The sequence below is a fragment of the Roseobacter sp. OBYS 0001 genome, assembly GCF_019654895.1.
Taxonomy (GTDB): Bacteria; Pseudomonadota; Alphaproteobacteria; order Rhodobacterales; family Rhodobacteraceae; genus Roseobacter; species Roseobacter litoralis.
Window position 1 is genome coordinate 37,802 of the sequence record NZ_BPES01000010.1, and the last position, 20,001, is coordinate 57,802.

Annotated in this window: 19 protein-coding genes; 12 read left to right on the forward strand and 7 right to left on the reverse strand. The window is 59.9% G+C overall.

The features are described from left to right. Positions 1–18: 18 nt before the first annotated feature. From K5Q35_RS16915 to K5Q35_RS16925, 3 genes are all read left to right on the forward strand, one after another. Positions 19–657, forward strand: coding sequence for an MliC family protein (locus K5Q35_RS16915; protein WP_220800534.1), 639 nt, complete (start codon positions 19–21; stop codon positions 655–657). A 138-nt stretch (positions 658–795) separates the two neighbouring features. Continuing rightward, positions 796–1,479: a fumarylacetoacetate hydrolase family protein gene (locus tag K5Q35_RS16920; RefSeq protein ID WP_220800536.1), complete on the forward strand. Its 684-nt coding sequence runs from the start codon at positions 796–798 to the stop codon at positions 1,477–1,479. Positions 1,480–1,634: 155 nt separating this feature from the next. After that, entirely contained in the window at positions 1,635–2,753 is a 1,119-nt protein-coding gene (locus tag K5Q35_RS16925) for an SGNH/GDSL hydrolase family protein (protein WP_220800538.1), read from the forward strand. Between the two features lie 39 nt (positions 2,754–2,792). Here K5Q35_RS16925 and K5Q35_RS16930 read toward each other — a convergent pair whose 3' ends face one another. After that, the gene (locus K5Q35_RS16930; protein ID WP_013963275.1) at positions 2,793–3,296 is read right to left on the reverse strand and encodes a hypothetical protein; all 504 of its coding nucleotides are present in this window, start codon (positions 3,294–3,296) and stop codon (positions 2,793–2,795) included. Positions 3,297–3,469: 173 nt separating this feature from the next. On the opposite strand from K5Q35_RS16930, the gene K5Q35_RS16935 reads away from it, so the two are divergent. The 5 genes from K5Q35_RS16935 (at position 3,470) to K5Q35_RS16955 (ending at position 12,507) form a co-directional block, all read left to right on the forward strand. Continuing rightward, on the forward strand, positions 3,470–5,872 hold the full coding sequence (locus tag K5Q35_RS16935) for an FAD-dependent oxidoreductase (RefSeq protein WP_220800539.1): 2,403 nt from the start codon (positions 3,470–3,472) through the stop codon (positions 5,870–5,872). Further along, positions 5,869–7,410 (forward strand): trimethylamine methyltransferase family protein, encoded by a 1,542-nt coding sequence (locus tag K5Q35_RS16940; protein WP_220800540.1) that lies wholly within the window; start codon positions 5,869–5,871, stop codon positions 7,408–7,410. Before K5Q35_RS16935 ends, K5Q35_RS16940 begins: the two co-directional genes overlap by 4 nt. A gap of 3 nt (positions 7,411–7,413) precedes the next feature. Beyond that, the gene (locus K5Q35_RS16945; RefSeq protein WP_220800542.1) at positions 7,414–8,109 is read left to right on the forward strand and encodes a TetR/AcrR family transcriptional regulator; all 696 of its coding nucleotides are present in this window, start codon (positions 7,414–7,416) and stop codon (positions 8,107–8,109) included. Between the two features lie 102 nt (positions 8,110–8,211). Next, complete coding sequence (locus tag K5Q35_RS16950) at positions 8,212–9,339, forward strand: efflux RND transporter periplasmic adaptor subunit (protein ID WP_220800544.1); 1,128 nt, start codon at positions 8,212–8,214, stop codon at positions 9,337–9,339. A gap of 3 nt (positions 9,340–9,342) precedes the next feature. Next, on the forward strand, positions 9,343–12,507 hold the full coding sequence (locus tag K5Q35_RS16955) for an efflux RND transporter permease subunit (protein WP_220800546.1): 3,165 nt from the start codon (positions 9,343–9,345) through the stop codon (positions 12,505–12,507). On the opposite strand, the gene K5Q35_RS16960 is transcribed toward K5Q35_RS16955, so the two are convergent. The 4 genes from K5Q35_RS16960 to def (K5Q35_RS16975) are packed head-to-tail and all read right to left on the reverse strand — an operon-like array spanning position 12,508 to position 14,692. Beyond that, on the reverse strand, positions 12,508–12,744 hold the full coding sequence (locus tag K5Q35_RS16960) for a hypothetical protein (RefSeq protein ID WP_013963281.1): 237 nt from the start codon (positions 12,742–12,744) through the stop codon (positions 12,508–12,510). Then, positions 12,744–13,661 carry a methionyl-tRNA formyltransferase gene (gene fmt, locus K5Q35_RS16965; protein ID WP_013963282.1) on the reverse strand — a complete coding sequence of 306 codons (918 nt, stop codon included), beginning with the start codon at positions 13,659–13,661 and terminating at the stop codon, positions 12,744–12,746. The genes K5Q35_RS16960 and fmt overlap by 1 nt, the downstream gene beginning before the upstream one ends. An 18-nt stretch (positions 13,662–13,679) precedes the next feature. Beyond that, positions 13,680–14,177 carry a peptide deformylase gene (gene def / locus K5Q35_RS16970; RefSeq protein ID WP_013963283.1) on the reverse strand — a complete coding sequence of 166 codons (498 nt, stop codon included), beginning with the start codon at positions 14,175–14,177 and terminating at the stop codon, positions 13,680–13,682. Beyond that, positions 14,174–14,692 carry a peptide deformylase gene (gene def / locus K5Q35_RS16975; protein WP_044025402.1) on the reverse strand — a complete coding sequence of 173 codons (519 nt, stop codon included), beginning with the start codon at positions 14,690–14,692 and terminating at the stop codon, positions 14,174–14,176. The genes def (K5Q35_RS16970) and def (K5Q35_RS16975) overlap by 4 nt, the downstream gene beginning before the upstream one ends. A 103-nt stretch (positions 14,693–14,795) precedes the next feature. Here def (K5Q35_RS16975) and K5Q35_RS16980 point away from each other — a divergent pair, with 103 nt between their 5' ends. After that, positions 14,796–15,968: a MalY/PatB family protein gene (locus K5Q35_RS16980; RefSeq protein ID WP_220800549.1), complete on the forward strand. Its 1,173-nt coding sequence runs from the start codon at positions 14,796–14,798 to the stop codon at positions 15,966–15,968. Between the two features lie 3 nt (positions 15,969–15,971). On the opposite strand, the gene K5Q35_RS16985 is transcribed toward K5Q35_RS16980, so the two are convergent. After that, complete coding sequence (locus tag K5Q35_RS16985; protein WP_013963286.1) at positions 15,972–16,322, reverse strand: hypothetical protein; 351 nt, start codon at positions 16,320–16,322, stop codon at positions 15,972–15,974. A gap of 179 nt (positions 16,323–16,501) precedes the next feature. Here K5Q35_RS16985 and K5Q35_RS16990 point away from each other — a divergent pair, with 179 nt between their 5' ends. Then, positions 16,502–17,476, forward strand: coding sequence for a glutathione S-transferase family protein (locus tag K5Q35_RS16990; RefSeq protein ID WP_220800551.1), 975 nt, complete (start codon positions 16,502–16,504; stop codon positions 17,474–17,476). Positions 17,477–17,554: 78 nt separating this feature from the next. Here the strand turns inward: K5Q35_RS16990 and K5Q35_RS16995 are convergent, their stop codons facing one another. Beyond that, entirely contained in the window at positions 17,555–17,941 is a 387-nt protein-coding gene (locus tag K5Q35_RS16995; protein ID WP_013963288.1) for a response regulator transcription factor, read from the reverse strand. 199 nt (positions 17,942–18,140) lie between these two features. On the opposite strand from K5Q35_RS16995, the gene cobD reads away from it, so the two are divergent. Further along, positions 18,141–19,094: a threonine-phosphate decarboxylase CobD gene (gene cobD / locus K5Q35_RS17000; protein ID WP_220800553.1), complete on the forward strand. Its 954-nt coding sequence runs from the start codon at positions 18,141–18,143 to the stop codon at positions 19,092–19,094. Then, positions 19,091–19,999 (forward strand): adenosylcobinamide-phosphate synthase CbiB, encoded by a 909-nt coding sequence (cbiB, locus tag K5Q35_RS17005; RefSeq protein ID WP_220800683.1) that lies wholly within the window; start codon positions 19,091–19,093, stop codon positions 19,997–19,999. Before cobD ends, cbiB begins: the two co-directional genes overlap by 4 nt. The last annotated feature ends 2 nt before the right edge of the window (positions 20,000–20,001 follow it).

Below are 20,001 nucleotides of genomic sequence, written 5' to 3' on the forward strand. Positions count from 1 at the left end.
AGACACAGGAGCCTTGGAATGCCCATTCCCTCCCCGAGAACCTCAATGCACCGCCTGATCGCAGGAACATGCCTCACGCTCGCTGCCACTGGCGTCAGCGCGGAGACCACCGGTCCGTCATTTGACTGCGCAAAAGCCGGCTCACAAACCGAAGACCTGATCTGCAATGACACGGCATTGGCCGTACTCGACCGCCGCATGGCCCTGCGTTATGCCGCAGCACTGAAGGCGGCGGGCAACATACAGGGCGGTACCGAAAACGCGTTGAATACATTGCGCGCGATGCAGCGCGGCTGGATCAAGGGGCGTGATGACTGCTGGAAAGCCGACGATCTGCGCAATTGTGTCGAGGCGGCCTATCTGACCCGCGAAGGTGAACTCGTCACCGCATGGATGCTCGAAACACCCCTCGCGACCGCCACTTATATCTGCGACGATAACCCTGCCAATGAGGTCACAACCTACTTTTTCGACACGGAATTGCCCAGTATCCGCTTGGAATACGGGGACAGCATCGCCTCGGGTTCTCTTGTCCCAGCAGCCTCGGGCAGCAAATACGCCATCGACTTTGGTGGTATATTCTGGACCAAGGGCGACAGCGCAGAATTTGAATGGCGCGCAGGCGACCCGATGTCCTGCACAGCCACCACGGGCTAGCAAACCAGTCATGCGCACAAATGACGCTCAGCACAGGTCAGCCCCACATCGGTGAACCAAGGTGCGCCTTGGCTTGGCGTGATTTAGACCTGCGCTGTGTGCCCACGACATCAAAACCAAGAACGCAGGGAGTTTTCCATGTCAGATTTCGTAATACCAGTGCCGCCAACCGCCTGTGTCCCCGTGGCAAGCGGGGGCATGTTCCCGGTCCGGCGCGTTTATTGCATCGGGCGCAACTATGCGGCTCATGCCGTGGAAATGGGCCATGACCCGGACCGCGAGGCACCCTTCTTTTTCCAGAAAAACCCTGATGATCTGAACACATCGGGGTCGTTCCCGTACCCGGCGCAAAGCAGCGACGTGCACCATGAGGCCGAAGTTGCCGTATTCCTGAAATCGGGCGGCACCAACATCAGCCTCGAAAACGCGCTGGATCACGTTTACGGCTATGCGCTGTGCCTCGACATGACCCGCCGCGATTTGCAGGGCATCGCAAAAAAGGCAGGGCGTCCGTGGGAGATCGGCAAGGCCTTTCATGCCTCGGCACCGGTCGGGCCAGTCCACAGTGTGGCGGAGGTCGGCCACCTTGATCAGGGCAGGATCACCCTGCATCAGAACGGCGCGCTCAAACAGGAAGGTGATCTGAACCAGATGATCTGGAAAGTGCCGGAAATGATTTCCTACCTGTCCGAATACTACACGCTTGCGCCCGGTGATGTGATCTTGTCGGGCACACCCGCGGGCGTGGGGCCGGTTCAAAAAGGCGACGCCATGACGATCGAGGTCGAGGGTTTGGGCGCGATGACGGTCACGGTGACCTGACCTGCAAGAAAGCAACCGGACGCCAGGGTTTTGCGGCCCACCCGTGCGGAGGACGCGAAAAGTGACGCAAGGATAGACTCGCCTTTCAAGGTCTTTCGTCGTCTATTTCCTATCGTGCGCAGGAAAACATGCGCGTCTCACAGGGAGAGGATTAAATGAAACATCTTGCGATACTGGGTGCGGCGGCACTTTTGGCCACCCCGACACAGGCATCACCGCTCACAGATCAGTTCACCAGCTTTTCCGTCCTCGGCGACAGCCTGTCGGATATCGGGAACACCGAACGGCTTTTGGGGATTCTGGCGCCGCCGTCACCGCCATCGGCAACCTCGCCAACCGATGCAGAGATCAATTTCGCCCGACTGCGCGCGCCGGGCGTATTTTCAGACGGTCCGACCTGGGCTGCCGGTTTGACGAATGAGTTTCGCAACAACGGGAAAACCGGCGTCAACCTGTCTTTCGCAGGGGCGCAGGCCGCAGATAACGGGGATCCTGTCCCTGATTTGCTGGCACAGATTTTCGCCCCTGCAAACTTGCCGCTGCCGGTCACACCCCCGGTCTCTACCTATGCGGATGGGCTGGGCGGGTTGCTGAATTTGCCAACAGCACCGGGCACGCCGCCAACGCTCAATGCTGCGCGTAACCTTGGCGGCACCCCCTTGGTCAGCGTTTTTATCGGCGGCAATGACTTTCTGAATGCGGCAAACAGCATCGACAGCACCACACCTGATTTCACGGCACTGCAAGCCGCGTTGGGCGGCGCTTTGGCGACCGTGCAAGGGGGACTGCAGGCCTTGGCGGGCGCCGGGGTGCGGGATTTCGTCGTCATGAACCTGCCGGACTTTGGCCTGATCCCAAGGTTCCAGAACGAAGCACCCGCCTTTCAGGCCCAGCTTTCAGCGATCGCAGCCGGATATAACACGCAACTCTCCGCCTTCTTGCAGGGCAACAACCTCTTTGGCGCGACTGTGACCGAGGTAGATGTCTTTGACGCCCTGAGCGATCAGGCTTTGCTGGCGTCTCGCGGCATCACGGACACGCAAAACGCCTGTGTTCAAACCGTCTCAACGACGGCACCCTCCTGTGCAGGCTTCTTGTTTTTTGATGACATTCACCCGACGGCTGAAGGTCACGCGCTGATCAATGACATCACACGCGCTGCACTTGATGAGACCTATCAATTGCAACCCGTCCCGCTGCCGGCCTCCGCGCTGTTGCTGCTGTCTGCTGTTGGCGGCACATTGGTCTTGCGCCGTCGCAAACAAAACAGCTGAAACGTCAAAGCGCCGGGGGTGACCTCCGGCGCATTGCGATCATGCGTTGCAGCCATCCAGCCCGATACGCGCAACCGCATCCGCGCCAAAAGTGGCCTCAGTCACGCCCGCAAGATGGCTGATTGCAACCTTCGCCCCTTCGATTTCAGCGCCGGATACGGTAATTTCCCGCGTTCCAACCGTGTCATCCACGTCAATCGTAAACGCAACCTCAGCGCCGGATGCAAAATCAGCGATGGGCAGCGCAATGCTGTTGTCACCATCCCCGACCTCCGGCACGTCGCGCAGCAATTCGCGCCCGACCACAAGCTCAAGGGGTTGAAACACCTGCACACCCGCACCGCGCTCCGTCACATCAAAGATCAGACCGGCCGCAGATGCGCCCAGATCAATTGTGATCGTAATATCACGCAGCGGGCAATCCCCTGCGTTTACGATGGTAAAACGATCCTTGGGCGCCCCCTCGTCAAACGCGACGATGATATCCGCGCACGCCGCACCGGACATCAAAACGGCCCATGTCAGCCCTGCCATAATCTTCATTTTCACTCTCCTGTCTTTCCATCCAGAGCTTAGCGCGAAACTGCGGTTTGCATAGGAAACCCGCGCAGATCAAATTTATCTTGACCGAAGAACACTATTGAATTTAGCGTTCACAGCAGCACTGTACACAAATGTCCAGTAGTCGCTTTTGATACGAACCGAAAGGCCTCAGTATGAAATCACATTACCGCGTTGTCGTGATCGGCGGGGGCGTTGTCGGCGCATCCGTTCTGTACCATCTGGCCAAGATGGGCTGGAGCGATGTCTGTCTGATTGAACGTTCCGTGCTGACAGCCGGGTCAAGCTGGCACGCCGCAGGTGGATTTCATGCTCTGAATGCGGACCCGAACATCGCCCAGCTTCAGTCCTATACGATTGACCTGTTTGACGATATTCAGGAAGAAAGCGGTCAAAACATCGGGCTGCACAGAACCGGCGGCCTGACCATGGCAGGCACCCCGGATCGCTGGGAATGGCTGCAATCTGCGTATCGCACATTTCAGTCGATCGGTATTCACGACTGCCGCCTCGTCACCGTCGAAGAAGCGCTTGCGCTTAATCCAATCATGTCCGGTGACGGGCTGCTGGGGGGCATGTGGGCTGACCGTGAAGGATACATCGACACCACCGGCACGGTGCACGCCTATGCGGGGGCGGCCAAGAAACGCGGTGCCACCGTGATCGAACACAACCGTGTGCTGGAACTGAACCAAACCCTGCAGGGGTGGGAGGTTATCACCGAAAAGGGCACGATAAACTGCGAGCATGTGGTCAATGCGGCGGGTCTCTGGGCCAAGCAGGTGGGGCGTATGGCTGGCGTGGAATTGCCAGTCTCGCCGCTCAATCACCACTATCTGATCTCGGACACGATCCCACAGCTCGAAGAACTGGATTTCGAGGTGCCCATGACGGTTGACCTCGAAGGGTTCACTTATCTGCGGCAGGATCAGAAAGGCGTGCTGCTGGGCATCTACGAGGTCAATCACCAGCACTGGATGATGGACGGCGCGCCTTGGGAATACGGGTTTGAATTGCAGCAGGAAGACCCTGACCGCATTGAAAATGAACTGACCATGGGGTTTGAGCGCTACCCCTGCCTGCAGGAGGTGGGCGTCAAGACATGGGTGAACGGCGCGTTCACCTTCTCGCCGGATGGCAACCCGCTGGTGGGGCCTGTGCCGGGCAAGCGCGGCTATTGGTCGGCCTGCGCGGTGATGGCCGGGTTCCTGCAGGGCGGCGGCGTTGGCAAATCGCTGGCCGAATGGATGATCAACGGCACGCCTGAGGCGGATGTCTACGGGATGGATGTGGCCCGCTATGGCGTCTGGGCCGAAAACAAACAGTACATCAAGGAAACGACGGGCCAGTTTTACACCCGCCGCTTTGTGATGACCTATCCCAACGAACAACTGCCCGCAGGCCGTCCGTTGAAAACCGCCGGTGCCTATGCAGATATGAGTGCTGCGGGCTGCCAGTGGGGCCGAAGCTGGGACCTTGAGGTGCCGCTTTACTTCGCCGAACCGGGTTTTGTCGAAGCGCCGTCGCTAAAACGCTCAAACGCACACGAAATCGTGGCGGATGAATGTCAGGCGGTGCGCAATGGGGTTGGTCTGCTGGATATCTCCGGGTTTTCGCGTTTTGAGGTCTCGGGCCCCAACGCAGAAAAGTGGCTCGATCGCATCATGGCGTCCAAACTGCCCGCACCGGGCCGCGCCAAGCTGGCGCCGATGCTGGCCGAGGATGGGCGGCTCAAGGGCGACCTGACGGTGTTCAACTGGGGCGATGGCACGTGGTGGATCATGGGCAGCTATTATCTACGGACATGGCACATGCGCTGGTTTGACGATCATATGATGGAGGGCGTCACCCTGCGCGATCTCGGTGAGGAAATGGCAGGCTTCTCGCTGGCCGGGCCTGCATCGCTGAATGTCATCGAGAAACTAACCGACGGCCCCATCGCAGACCTGAAATTCATGGGCTGTGGCAGCTTTGATATCGGGCTGTTGCGCTGCAAGGTCGGACGGCTGTCTGTCGCGGGCGAGCGGGGGTATGAGGTTCACTGCCGCGCGGGTGATCACGCGGTGCTGCGCCGTATCCTGCTGCAGGCAGGCGCGGACGCGGGCATCCGGGAATACGGGTTCAATGCGCTCCTGAGCCTAAGGTTGGAAAAGAGTTTCGGCATCTGGAATGCGGAGTTCACCCAAGGCTACACCCCCGGCATGACCGGGATGGACCGCTGGATCGATTGGGACAAGGATTTCGTGGGCAAATCAGCGGCGGTCGCTGAACGCGATGGAAACGGCCCGTCACAAACGCTTGTCACAATGGAAATCGACGCAAACGGTGCCGACGCCAGCGGATTTGAACCCATTTGGTCCGACGGCGTCCAAGTGGGTTTTGTCACCTCAGGCGGCTTTGGTCATACGGTCGGCAAATCGCTCGCCATGGCGCTGGTGGACCCGACCCACAGCCGCGCAGGCACAGAGGTCAGCGTGCATGTAGTGGGTGTGGAACGGCAGGCGCGGATCATCGCCGCATCGCCCTATGATCCGGACGGCAAGGCCATGCGCGGATGACATTACGCGAAAACACCGGGCGCAGACGGACCCGCCGTGGTGGCGGGCCCAAGGCGGCACCGGAGCGCAACGTGAATTACCGCAATCTGCGCAACCCCTTTCCCCCGATGGAAGTCTTTTCCAGCGATCAGATCGCGGCCATGCATGAAACATCCCTGCGCACGCTGGAAGAGCTTGGCATGAAAGTGCTGCTGCCCGAAGCGGTTGAGGTGTTCCGCAAGGGCGGTGCGCGCGTGGTGGACCAGATGGTCTATATCGGGCGCGATATGATTGACGCAGCCCTTGCAACCGCGCCCAAATCCATCACCGGGCGTGCTGGCGCGCGCGACAGGGACATCCTGCTGGAACTTGGCAGTCTGGTGTTCCAACCCGGCGCAGGTGCCCCCCATGCCACAGACCTTGCACGTGGGCGTCGGCCCGGATCAGCACGGGATTTTCGGGAATATACGACGCTATGCCACCACTTTGATGTCTTCCAGATGATGTCGCCTTCGGTGGAGCCACAAGATGTGCCGACCCACCTGCGCCATTTCTTCACGACCGAAACGCAACTTACGCTGACCGACAAATTCCCCTTTGTTTTTTCACGTGGCACACCGCAAGCGATGGATTGTTTTGAAATGCTGCGCGACTTTCGGGGTGTGACGGATGACGGTTTTGCAGCGGCACCGCATTGCTACACGATCATCAACACCAACAGTCCGCGCACGCTCGACATTCCGATGGCGCAGGGGTTAATCGATTTCGCCAGAAACGGCCAACTCTCCATCGTCACGCCCTTCACGCTGATGGGCGCCATGGCCCCGATCACGGTTGCAGGCGCGATCACCCTCAGCCATGCCGAAGCGCTGGCCGCGATCACGCTGACACAACTGGTCAAACCCGGCGCGCCGGTCTGTTATGGGACATTCACGTCCAATGTGGACATGAAATCGGGTGCACCGGCTTTTGGCACGTCGGCGCATTTTCAGGCCTCGCTGGCGGCGGGTCAACTGGCGCGCTTTACGGGTCTGCCGTGGCGCAGTGCGGCGGGCTCTGCGTCTAACGTAAACGACGTGCAGGCTGCCAATGAAAACCAGATGGGCCTCTGGGGCTGTCTGATGGGTGGGGCCACGGTGATCATCCACGCCGCGGGCTGGCTCGAAGGGGGTTTGAGCGTATCTTACGAAAAAATCATAACGGATGTGGAAGTGCTGAACATGATTGCCGAACTTTGTGCGGGCAAGCAGGCTGGCGTGGATGAAATCGGTTTTGACACAGCGCTGAGCGCGGTAGAACCCAGCGGTCACTTCTTTGCCGCGCCGCAAACGATGGCGCGCTACAACACCGAGTTTTACCAACCCATCGTGCATGATTACGCAAATTTCGGCACATGGACGGAACGCGGGGCGCAGGATGCCAACCAGCGCGCCACCAAAGTGTGGCAGGATATTCTGGCCGTAGACGCACGGCCATCGGTGGATGGTGAGCGATTGGAAACGCTGCAAAATTTCATCGCCAAACGCACCGCCGAAGGCGGCGCACCACCTGAAAGTTAACCCATGACTGAGCGTTCAGACCCCAGAATGCACCGCGACACCTCCGACACTGAACCCATGGTCGGCAATGTCAAAGTGACCCGCGATGACTGGCTGAACATGGCCATGGCAGCCCTGATCCGTGACGGGGTCGAAGGCGTGAAGATCCAGGCCATGGGGGCAGCACTTGGCGTGTCCCGCTCAAGCTTCTATTGGTACTTCAAGTCACGTCAGGACCTGCTCGATGCGCTGCTGGACCATTGGCGGAAAACGAATACAGCCGCTTTGGTTCGTATGGCCGAGCGACCCGCGCAGACAATCACCGAAGCGGTTGGGAATGTCTTTCGCTGCGTGATCAATCCCGCGCTATTTGACACGCGGCTGGATTTTGCCATGCGCGACTGGGCACGCCGGTCGCGAGATGTGCGCGCTGTTCTGGCGGCATCAGATGCGCAGCGTCTGGCCGCCCTGCAGGCGATGTTCGAAAAGTTCGGATACCCGCCCCTCGAAGCCACGGCCCGCGCGCGCATCCTGTATTACATGCAAATCGGATACGATGACGCAAAATTGAACGAACCGATGGAGACCCGGAATAAACTGATGCCCGCCTATCTGGTCGGCTTTACCGGAAAGACGCCATCGGCCCGCGAGGTCGCTGATTTGCGGGACTATGCCAACGCTTTGGAACGCGCAGACCGCTCTGTTGACGGTTCGACTTAACACAGTTTTTTGCGCGCGCCCGCGCAGGTTCGCCCCTTGGAGGGGTGCATTTTCGAACTAACTGGTTTAGCTGTGACAAGATCGTTTTTACAGGGCTTCCCCATGACCCACCCCTTTTCCTTATCTCGTTTTGCATGCGCGTTATTTGCCGCGCTCTGCCTGAATTTCCCGGCCACGGCCGTTGCGCAGGGCGGACCTGCCGCCGTCGGTGTCGAAACCGTCGAGATCAAAACCATCGCTGACACCGTGCCTCTCTTTGCAGAGGTGGTGACAGTGCGCGAGGGTACGATTGCAAGCCGGATCGCGGGTACCGTTGACGAAATTATGGTGCTGGAAGGGACGGCGGTCGGTCAGGGCGAGATGCTGGCGACGTTGGACACCGAGCTTTTGGATATTCTGGCCCGTCAGGCGCAGGCGCGACTGTCAGAAGCGCGTGCAGGCATCGTGATTGCGGAAACCCGCGTTAACCGCGCGGCCAATGCCTTGGCGCGGATTGAGGGGTTACGCAACACGGCGTCTTTCTCCACCAGCCGCTTTGATGATGCGCAAAGCGATCTGTTCGAGGCCAACGGGCTGCTCGCCGAAGCACAGGCGCGAGTCCAGACCGCCGAGGCAAATCTGGCAGAGACCCGGTATCAACTGGACCGCGCGCGGATCACCGCCCCCTATGCCGGCATCGTGCTGGAGGTGCAGATCAACCCCGGTGAGTTTATCGCATCAGGCTCTGCCGTCGTGACCCTGCTGGATGTTCTGTCGATGGAAATCGAGGCCAGCGTACCATCAAAATATGTCAGCGTCCTGCAACCCGGACAAACGGTTGCCGGATACACCGAGACGGGCGTGTCACTGGAATTGAACGTGCGCGTGTTGCTGCCCGTTGAGGATACGGCCACGCGGACCCGTCCGGTGCGGTTTACATCGTCCGATCTGGCCTCTCTGGACCGTTTGGCCATCGGCCAGTCCATCACGATCAACATCCCGATCAGCGCCCCGCGCGAGGTTCTGTCGGTGCCAAAAGACGCCTTGGTGCAAGCCCGCGGCGGCTGGACCGTTTTTGTGGCGGCGGATGGGCAGGCGCAACCGCGCACCGTGCAGATCGGTGTCGCACTGGGGGATCGCTTTGAGGTGCTGGATGGGTTGAGCGAGGGCGACATCGTTGTGACGCGCGGCAATGAACGGCTGCGCCCCGGACAGGAAATCACGCCGATGACCGGCAGCGAGAAAGGCTAGCCCATGGATCTGATCCGCTACGCAATTGATCGCCCGATTGCCGTGATGGCCGCCGTCATCATGGCCGTTCTGTTTGGCACCATCGCCGTCAGCCGCATCCCGATCCAGCTCGCACCGGATGTGCGAAAGCCCATCGTGGTGATTGAAACGCAGTGGCCCGGCGCGGCCCCTTCCGAGATTGAGCGCGAGATCGTCAACCCGCAGGAAGAGGCGCTCAGGGGCCTCGAAGGGCTGGATATCATGACCTCCCGCTCGCGCACCGGCGAGGCGGAAATCACACTCGAATTCGGTGTCGGCACAGACATGGTGCAATCGCTCTTGCTGGTGTCAAACCGGTTGGACCGTGTCGGTGATTATCCCGATGAGGCCAGCGAACCGACACTGGATACATCCGGCGCAGATGACAGCCCCATCGCGTGGATATTGTTGACAGCGCAAGAGGGCAACACCCGCGAAATGCCCACCTATGGCGATTTCGTCGAAGACGTCATTCAGGACCGGATCGAACGGATCGAGGGCGTCTCGGCGGTCAATGTTTTTGGCGGTGTCACCCGCGAGTTGCAGGTCGTGGTGGACCCGCGCAGGTTGTCGCGCTTTGACCTCACCGTGCCCGAAGTCGTGCGTGTTCTGCGGGACGAAAACATTTCCCTCTCCGCAGGCGACGTCGAAGAAGGCAAGCGCCGCTATGTGGTGCGTGCCGAGGGCAACCTCAACACCGTTGAGGCCATCAAATCGGTCGTCCTGCGCTCTGACATCGGTACGGGCGGGTCAGGCCGCGTGCGGGTGGCAGATGTGGCCGAAGTCAGTTTTGCCTTTGAAGAAGCCAACTCGCGTCTGCGCTTTCGCGGCGAACCGGGGCTGGCGTTCAATATCGTCCGTGAACCCGGCGCTAATGTCATCGAAACCATGGCCGAGGTCAAAGAGGTTCTGGCCGAACTTTCGGCAGGTCCGGTGGCAGAGGCCGGGCTCAACATGCGGCAGGCCTACGACGAAACCGTCTATATCAACGGCGCCATTGATCTGGTGACGCAGAACATCTGGATCGGCGGGGCGCTCGCCGCCGCGGTGCTGATGGCGTTTTTGCGCAGCCCGCGCGCCACGCTCGTTGTGTCTCTGGCGATTCCCGTCAGCATCGTGTCCACATTTGTCGCGATGGCCGCCACCGGGCGCACGCTCAATGTCATCTCGCTCGCCGGGATCGCCTTTGCGGTGGGGATGATTGTCGATGCCGCGATTGTGGTGCTCGAAAACATCTACCGATTGCGGGAAGAAGGCAAATCAAGGCGCGAGGCCGCCTATCTCGGCGCGAAACAGGTTTGGGGCGCGATACTTGTCTCAGCGCTGACCACCGTTTTGGTCTTCGTCCCCATCCTCATCATGCAGCTTGAGGCGGGCCAGTTGTTCCGTGACATTGCTGTCGCCATCTCGGTGTCGGTTCTCCTGTCGCTTGTGGTCGCGGTCACGGTGATTCCGGCACTGGCCAGCAAACTGCTGTCAAAAGGCGATCAAAAAAAGATCAACATCTGGGGGCTTGATCACCTTGCGCGCGGATTCCATGGGCTGGTCATGTCCTATGTGCGGCTGACCGTGCGGTTCCGCGCTCTGGGGCTGTTCATGGTGGCGCTGATCGCAGGGGGTGCTGCGGTGGCAACGATCACCTTTTTGCCGCGGCTTGAGTATCTGCCAGAGGGCAACCGGAACCTTGTCTTTGGCCTGATCATCCCGCCGCCCGGCTATAACCTTGATACGACGCAGACCATTGCCGAGCGGATCGAAACAGTCGCCCGACCTCTCTGGGAAGCCGCACCCGAGACACGCACCGAAGACGGCACGCCCACGATTGACAACTTCTTTTTCGTAGCGCGCCCGGGGGCAAGCTTCGTCGGCGCATCCGCAGTGGATGGCACGCAGGCGGGGGCATTGATCCCTGTCTTGTCGCAACCGATATTTGCCGAACCCGGCACCTTTGGCTTCATGACGCAGCCGTCACTCTTTGGCCGGGGTGTCGGCGGGGGGCGCACGATTGAGCTGAACATCTCCGGTCAGGACCTCAACGATATTCTGGCCGTTGCAGGCCGCGCCGCAGGCACGATTTCGCAACTCCTGCCGCGTTCTGAGGGGCACCAGTTCCGCCCAAGGCCGGGTCTGGAACTCGGCGCGCCAGAGGTGCGTCTGGTGCCGGACCGGTTGCGTCTCGCAGATGCCGGGCTCACGTCGTCCGATCTTGCCGTGACGGTGGACGCTTTTAACGACGGACTGCGCGTCGCTGAAATAACCGTGGGCGCAGAACGGGTTAATCTGATGCTGAAGGGCGATCCGGGATTGCAGGTCGGGCAGCGCACGCAGGACATCGGGAATTATCCTGTCGTCACCCCCTCCGGTCAGATCATTCCGGTGTCGGCCCTTGCCGATGTGGTCGTCACCGCAGGCCCGACGGAAATACGCCACCGGGATCGGTTGCGCACCGTCACGCTTGAGGTCAGACCCTCCGACGCGCTGGCGCTGGAAGAGGCCGTTGAACTGTTACAGTCAGAGGTCATCGACGTTCTGGAAGAAAGCGGCCTGCCAAATGGTGTGCGGATGAGCGTGTCCGGCACCGCAGATCAGCTTAGCCAGACGTGGGAGGCTATCCAGATCAACCTTGCCGTGGCCTTGATCATCGTGTTCCTCGTCATGGCGATCCTTTTCGAAAGCTTCGTGCTGCCGCTGGTCATCATGATCTCGGTGCCTGTGGCCGCTGCGGGTGGTGTTGGCGGTCTGGCCTTGCTCAATACCTTCCAGACGCAACCGCTGGATACGCTGACCCTGCTGGGGTTCATCATTCTGGTCGGGATCGTCGTCAACAACGCCATTCTGATCGTGCATCAGACGCTGTTTCACCTGCGTGAAGAAGGCATGTCTCCGATTGACGCCATTGAAGAGGCAACGCGCAATCGCATCCGCCCGATCTTCATGTCCACCCTGACGTCCGTGTGTGGGATGCTGCCGCTGGTCGTCTTCCCCGGCGAAGGCTCTGAACTTTATCGTGGCCTCGGCGCGGTGGTGGTGGGCGGTCTGTCCATGTCGGCGTTTTTGACCCTGCTGACCGTGCCGCCCCTGCTCAGGCTGTGCGTGCGCGCAACGGTCGAGGACGAAGAGACATTGGCGCTGCGCACCCCGGCGCAGTGATCATTTACGCCACCGGGTCGGCACGATGATCAGCGCCCCGACGGAGGACGCAATCGCGTTGATGCCGGGGCTGCGAAAGCCGATCCCGAACATCAGCGTTACGAAATACATCACGAAGGCACCGCCAATGCAGATGATGATGCTCTGCACATAGCCGTTGTGCGTAAACCCAGACCTTTCGGAAAAGAACCCCACAAGGCCCGCGATCACAACCGTACCAATCAACGTCGGGAACATCAGTTTCTTCCTTTAAACAGGGTGCCGTCTTCAATTGCGCTGCCGTTCAGAAAATCAGCCGCACTCTGCGCCGCTTTGCCCGCCCGCTGCACCTGCGTGAGTTCCACCGCCCCTGTGCCACAGACCACCCGCAGCGGGTTCAGCCGGACCGTGCCCGGCACCCCCGAGGCCTCAGAAATGCGCGACCCGAGCAGTTTGACGCGCGTGTCGCCCAGCAAGGTCCAGGCACCGGGGAACGGCGACAGCCCACGGATCAGCCGATCCACGTCTTCGGCAGGTTGCTCCCAATCCACCTGCGCCTCCGCCTTGTCGATCTTGGCTGCATAGATCACACTGTCTTCCGTCTGAGGCACTGCCTCAAGCTGATCGAGCCGCGCCAGCGTGTCGACAATACAAACCGCGCCCAGGGCACTTAGCCGGTCATGCAACTGCGCTGTTGTCTCCTCAGGCCCTATATCGACAGTTTCACGTGCAAGCACGGGGCCGGTATCAAGACCTGCCTCCATCTGCATGATGCACACGCCGGTTTGCGCATCCCCCGCCATGATGGCGCGGTGGATCGGCGCAGCCCCCCGCCAGCGCGGCAATAAACTGGCGTGAATGTTCAGACAGCCGCGCGTGGGCGCATACAGAATGGCCTGCGGCAGGATCAGCCCATAAGCCACGACCACTGCAACCTCGGCTTCCAGCCCCGCGAAATCCGCCAGCGCTTCTTCGCTGCGCAGCGACACCGGGTGGCGCACCGGGAGCCCAAGCGCCTCTGCCCGCGCCTGAACAGGCGAGGGTCGGTCTTTCTTGCCCCGTCCCGCCGGGCGTGGCGGCTGGCTATAGACACAGGCGATCTCATGTCCTGCCGCCACCAGTGCTTCAAGCACAGGGACCGAAAAATCAGGTGTTCCCATGAAAACCAAACGCATCTTATCCTCCAGAGGGCACTAGCCGTTCAGTTTACGCGCCTTGCGCAGCAGCATATCGCGTTTCACCTTGCTGAGATTGTCGAAATACATTTTTCCCTGCAAATGGTCGATCTGATGCTGCACGCTCGTCGCCTCAAGCCCGACAAAATCGCGCCGCACATAGGTGCCGGTTTCATCCATGAAACGCACGGTCACGCCGCGCGGACGTCGGACTTTGGCAAACACACCGGGTAAATTCGGGCTCGCCTCTTCATGATCATTCATGATGGCAGACGCCTCGATAATCTCCGGATTGGCGAGACGAATGCGCCGGTCGCGCGAGTCTGATGCATCCACGACGGCCAGCCGCAACATCACGCCGATCTGCGGGGCCGCCAAGCCCACCCCCGGCATGGCATCCATCGTATCGATCATATCATCCCAGATGCCCAGCACGTCCGGCGTGATCTCCGGTACATCAGCGGCAGCCGTGCGCAGCCGCGCGTCTGGCCATTGAAGGTAAGCGCGCACGCTCATGTGCGGGCCAGTTCCCGTTTCAGCTTGACCATCTTGCGGGTGATCATCTGCCGCTTCAACGGCCTGAGGTAGTCAATAAACAGCTTGCCGTCCAAATGGTCGATCTCGTGCTGGGCGCATGTTGCCCACAGCCCGGTAAAGACTTCTGTCTGCTCCGCACCGTCACGATCCATCCAGCGCAGCTCCACATCTGCCGGGCGGGTCACATCTGCAAACTGCTCGGGGATCGACAGGCACCCTTCCTCATAGACATTCGTCTCATCAGAGGTCGCAATCACCTCGGGGTTGAACATGACGATCGGGCGCGGCGTTTCCCCCGGTTCTTTCACGCAGTCCATCACAAAGACGCGCTGCAAGATACCCACCTGTGGGGCGGCAAGCCCGATGCCCGGCGCATCATACATCGTCTCAAGCATGTCATCGCCAAGCTGGCGCAATTCATCGCTGATATCAGCGACAGGCGCCGCTATTTTCTTGAGCCGCGGATCCGGGTGCAGGATGATACTTCGTTTCATATTTTTCATTTAGGTCAAGCGCCCGCGCTGTGCAACTGATCTCAGGCTTGCGCTTGCCTCGTTTCCCGGTAGCTTGCGCCCGAAGCACACACAGGAGCACATCATGTCATTCAACGATCCCATCGAACGTCGCGGCACGCACAGCAGCAAATGGGACATGATGGAAAAGCTCTATGACGTGCCGCAGCAAGACGGCATCGCCATGTGGACCGCAGACAGCGACTACGCCACCGCCCCTTGCGTGATCGACGCTTTGCGCCGCGCGGCGGATCACGGTGTCTTTGGCTATATGCCGATCCATGATGACTATCTGAATGCCATTCAGTGGTGGATGAAAACGCGCCACAACTGGGACATCGACACCTCATGGGCGCTGACCTCGCAAGGGTTGGGCAATGCCATCGCGCTGTGCCTTGACCTCTGGACGGACCCCGGCGCGCGGGTGGTGATTTTCACGCCCGTCTATCACGAGTTTCAGATCAAGATCGAAAAAGCGGGTCGCGAGGCGGTGACCTGTCCGCTCAAACACACAGGTGACAGCTATGTGCTTGACCTTGAGGACGCACAATCGCGCCTTGATGGCTCTGAACAGATGCTGATCTGGTGCTCACCGCAAAACCCATCGGGCCGGGTCTGGACAACAGACGAGTTGCGCGGGATTGCGGAGTTTGCCGCGCGAAACGACCTGATCCTTGTGTCCGATGAAATACACCATGATCTGGTATTCCCCGACCATACCTTTGTGCCCATGCACATCGCCGCCCCCGAGGTCGAGGATCGCCTGATCGTCCTCACGGCGGCCTCCAAGACCTTCAACATCGCAGGCCAGCGCACCGGCAACATGATCATCCCGGATGCGAAACTGCGTAAAGAAATGCAGCACCGGCTCAATACGCTCGACTACAAACCCGCAGCACTGAGCCTGCAAATGATCACTGCCGCCTATTCGCCCGAAGGCGCCAAATGGGCCGATGCGCAGATCCAGCACCTCGATCAGAACCGCAAGACCTTTGATGCGGCAATTGCAACGATCCCCGGCGTCACCTCCATGCCGCTGCAGGCGACATATCTGGCTTGGGTTGATTTCTCAGGGACCGGGATGAGCTATGATGAGATATCACAGCGCGTCAGGAAATCCGCCCGTATCGCGCCAAGCGCCGGGCCCGATTTCGGTCCGGGCGGGGAGACATTCCTGCGGTTTAATCTCGCCACGCAGCACCACAGGGTCGAAGAGGCCTGCGCTCGCTTGAAAGACGCCTTCAGCGATCTGCAATAGGAATCAGCGGGCGTCTGCGATCAAACCGGCAGGTGTGTGTTCCGGAACTTCAAAATCCAGCGCCGGCGTTCCGCGGACCGCCGTTGCCCGCTTGAATTCATACTGCCGCTCACCCGCTTCCGCCTCACTGGTCACAACCAGGCAGCGGAACAGATGGATGCTGCCATCATAAAGATCGACCATCCCACGCATGTCAGGCGCATCAGCCTCCATCGCAAAACCGGTTTTCCACATGCGCAAAACAGTTTGTTTCTTCCCATCCACACAGACGCGCAGACGCGAGGATTTTTTCATGCCCTCTACTCTGGCCTGATCCAGACCAGATTGAATTTCCTTGGAAAATACCGCTTCCATTTCTACGCAACTCCTTCTTCCCCTGCCACAAGGAGTGCCCGAAGTCTGGTAAATTGCAAGTTAAGTTTTTATGTCACTGGCCAAGGCTGTGCAACAATGCACCGATCCTGCGCGAACCGGATTATGGGTCTCCTTGAATCAATGGCTTACGATAGACCTGATCGAAAAGGAGAGGTGACATGGGTCTTTTGATTGACGGCGTTTGGCATGACCAATGGTATGATACCAAATCCACGGGCGGGTCCTTTAAACGCCAGGACGCGAAGTTTCGCAACTGGATCACCCATGACGGTAGTGCCGGGCCATCTGGCACAGGCGGCTTCACCCCTGATTCGGGCCGCTATCATCTCTATATCAGCCATGCCTGCCCCTGGGCGCACCGCACCATGATCTTTCGCACGCTCAAAGGTCTTGAGGATCATATCACCATCTCCGCCGTTCATCCCGACATGCTGGGCGAAGGCTGGACTTTTGAAGCCGATGACAAGGGTGCCACCGGCGACACCCTCTACAACAGCGCTTTTGCACGCGACATCTACACCCGCGCCGATCCCAGGTTTACTGGCCGCGTCACCGTGCCGATCCTCTGGGACAAACAGCGCGAAACCATCGTCTCAAACGAAAGCTCCGAGATCATCCGCATGTTCAATGCGGCCTTCAACGGGCTGACCGGAAACAGCGATGACTATTGGCCCGAACCCCTGCGCGACGCCATCGCTCCGGTGAACGAGCGCATCTACGACACCTTCAACAACGGTGTGTACAAGGCGGGCTTCGCCACGACTCAACAGGCCTATGATGCGGCGATTGTCCCCCTGTTCGACACCCTCGACTGGCTCGAAGAGCGCCTGTCACACAACCGATACCTCATGGGCGACCAGCTGACAGAGGCAGATTGGCGGCTGTTTACCACGCTTGTGCGCTTTGATCCGGTGTATCATCTGCATTTCAAATGCAACCGCAAGCGCATCGTGGATTATCCAAACCTGTGGGGATACACCCGCGATCTCTATCAGACGCCCGGCGTTGCGAACACGGTCAACTTCGACCATATCGTGCGCCACTACCACTACAGCCACGAAACGATCAATCCCAACCGGATCATCCCGATCAACCCGGTTCTGGATTTCCACAGCCGCCACGGCCGCGTCTAACCCCGTCGCACCCGGCTGTGCGCAGACGGTACTGCTGGGCAAACAGAAAATGTCATGCGCCGCAGGCGCGCCTTTGGATCACGCCATGCCGTGTGGTGCCGCATCTTCAGCGGGGCCGTAGTGTTCGACAATGGCGGCAAGGTCTTCCGGTGGTGTCGCGCTTTGCACAAAAGCGCAGGCATTCGGCGCGAATGAGAATATCGACCCGTCCGAAAAGAAGGACGTGTTGGTCACAAAGACAACCCGTGCTTCCGGCAACCGGTAGCTCGCATAATCTGCCACCGCCAGTGCCGACCCCTCGGCCAGCACAAGATCGAGAATGATAATATCAGTCTGGTGTTCACTCAGATGCGCAATAGCATCGGTTTCACCACCCGCACAACAGACGTCCATCCCCATCCGCTGGAGATGCCTCTGCCAGATCTTAGCCAGGCCATTCTCGCTTTCAACGATCAGGACTTTCATGCAGCCTCCATTCTGGCGCGATACAACAACACATCTTTGAAATAATAAACAATTGGTGTGCCTCAAAGATTAAGAAACGGTTAAGAGTTTAGCTTAAATGTTAACCGTTTCCGTCAGACTTGAATAACCGGCTGAAATCCGCTTTGAGCAACACCAATAACGCGAAAATACGCCGAAATTCTACGTATAGGACCTGTTCTTGACAACAATACGACGTGATCATGGCGGTGGTATCGACGCAGCCCGCAGACGCTTTGGTGGCAGCCGAATCGGCTGGATTGACCTGTCGACGGGTATCAATCCGGTCGCTTATCCCACACTCCCGGTTGCGCAAAACTGCTGGACAGCCCTGCCCGACCAGATGGCCTCCGATCGCCTGCTGGATGCTGCGCGTACCCTGTGGCGCGTGCCCTCGGACGCCGCGATCATTGCAGCCCCCGGCGCCTCCGCCCTCATTGCACAGATACCCGGTCTCGCCACTCCCGGCACGGTCTGCATCCCCACCCCCACCTATAACGAGCACGCAGCCGCCTTTGACGCGCATCGCTGGACCGTCGGCACGGACGCCCAAGCCGCCGCTCAGGTGCTTGTGCATCCCAACAATCCCGATGGGCGCTTTTGGCGCGACGACATGCTGCCCGCCCCCAAGGCCACCCTCACCATCATCGACGAAAGCTTTTGCGACGTGGCCCCCGAAAAATCGCTGATCCACCTCGCCACGCGCCCCGGCACAATCGTCCTGAAGAGTTTTGGTAAATTCTGGGGGCTGGCGGGCCTGCGGCTGGGGTTTGCCATCGGTGATCCCGCACTGATCGCCACGCTGCAGTCCCGGCAGGGACCCTGGGCCGTGGCAGGTCCGGCCCTCGACATCGCAACCCGCGCGCTTTCCGATACCGCATGGGCCGACGCGACAAGAACACGGCTGTCGCAGGACAGCGCCCGGTTGGATGCCCTGATGCAAAACGCCGATGCGCAGCTGATCGGGGGCACATCCCTGTTCCGCCTGTACCGCGTTTGCGATGCCGCCCGCTGGCAGGAGCGGCTGGCGGAACATCACATCTGGACCCGTGTTTTTCCCTATAACAAGGAATGGCTACGTCTCGGTTTACCGCATCCCGTCCAATGGGAACGCTTGGAAAACGCACTGGCATGACGCTGGCGATGGTTCTGCTCTGTGCGTTGCTGCTGGACGCGGTCCTTGGGGAACCCAAGTGGCTCTGGTCCCGCCTGCCCCATCCGGCCGTCCTCATGGGCAGGCTGATCGGCTGGCTGGACAGAACCTTCAACACCGGCCCGGCACAGCGCGCAAAAGGAACGGTCTGCCTGATTTTTGCGGTTGGCTGCGCTGTGATCACGGGCTTTGCCCTGTCTACCCTCGGCCCCCTTGCCGAAGGGATCATCGCCGCCATTCTGCTCGCGCAGCGCTCTTTGAGCGATCACGTCGCGGCAGTTGCCAAGGGCCTGCGGTGCTCTCTGCCCGAGGGTCGCGCGGCTGTTGCGATGATCGTCAGCCGCGATACATCCGACATGGACCCGTCTCAAACCGCGCGTGCCGCCATCGAAAGTGCTGCGGAAAACATGTCGGACGGCGTGATCGCCCCCGCCTTCTGGTTTCTCATCGGCGGGCTGCCCGCGATGCTGGCCTATAAGATGATCAATACCGCCGACAGCATGATCGGCTATCGCACGGCGCGCCATCACGCCTTTGGATGGGCCGCCGCGCGCACGGACGATCTGGTCAACATCCTGCCCGCGCGGCTCACCGCTCTGCTGATCGCGACCGCTGCATGGCAATGGGACGGGGCTGCGATCCGTGCCGATGCCAGATTGCACAAATCCCCGAACGCCGGCTGGCCGGAGGCCGCGATGGCCCGTGCCCTTGGCATCGCGCTGGCCGGTCCGCGCACCTATGACGGCAAGCTGCAGGACTTCCCATGGGTGAACGGCACAGGGCGCAAAGTGCTGACCGCGGATGATATCGACGCGAGCCTTTCTATTTTGTGGAAAGCATGGGGCATGATGTTTACCCTTTGCGTGGTACTTGCCATCCTGCCGTAGAA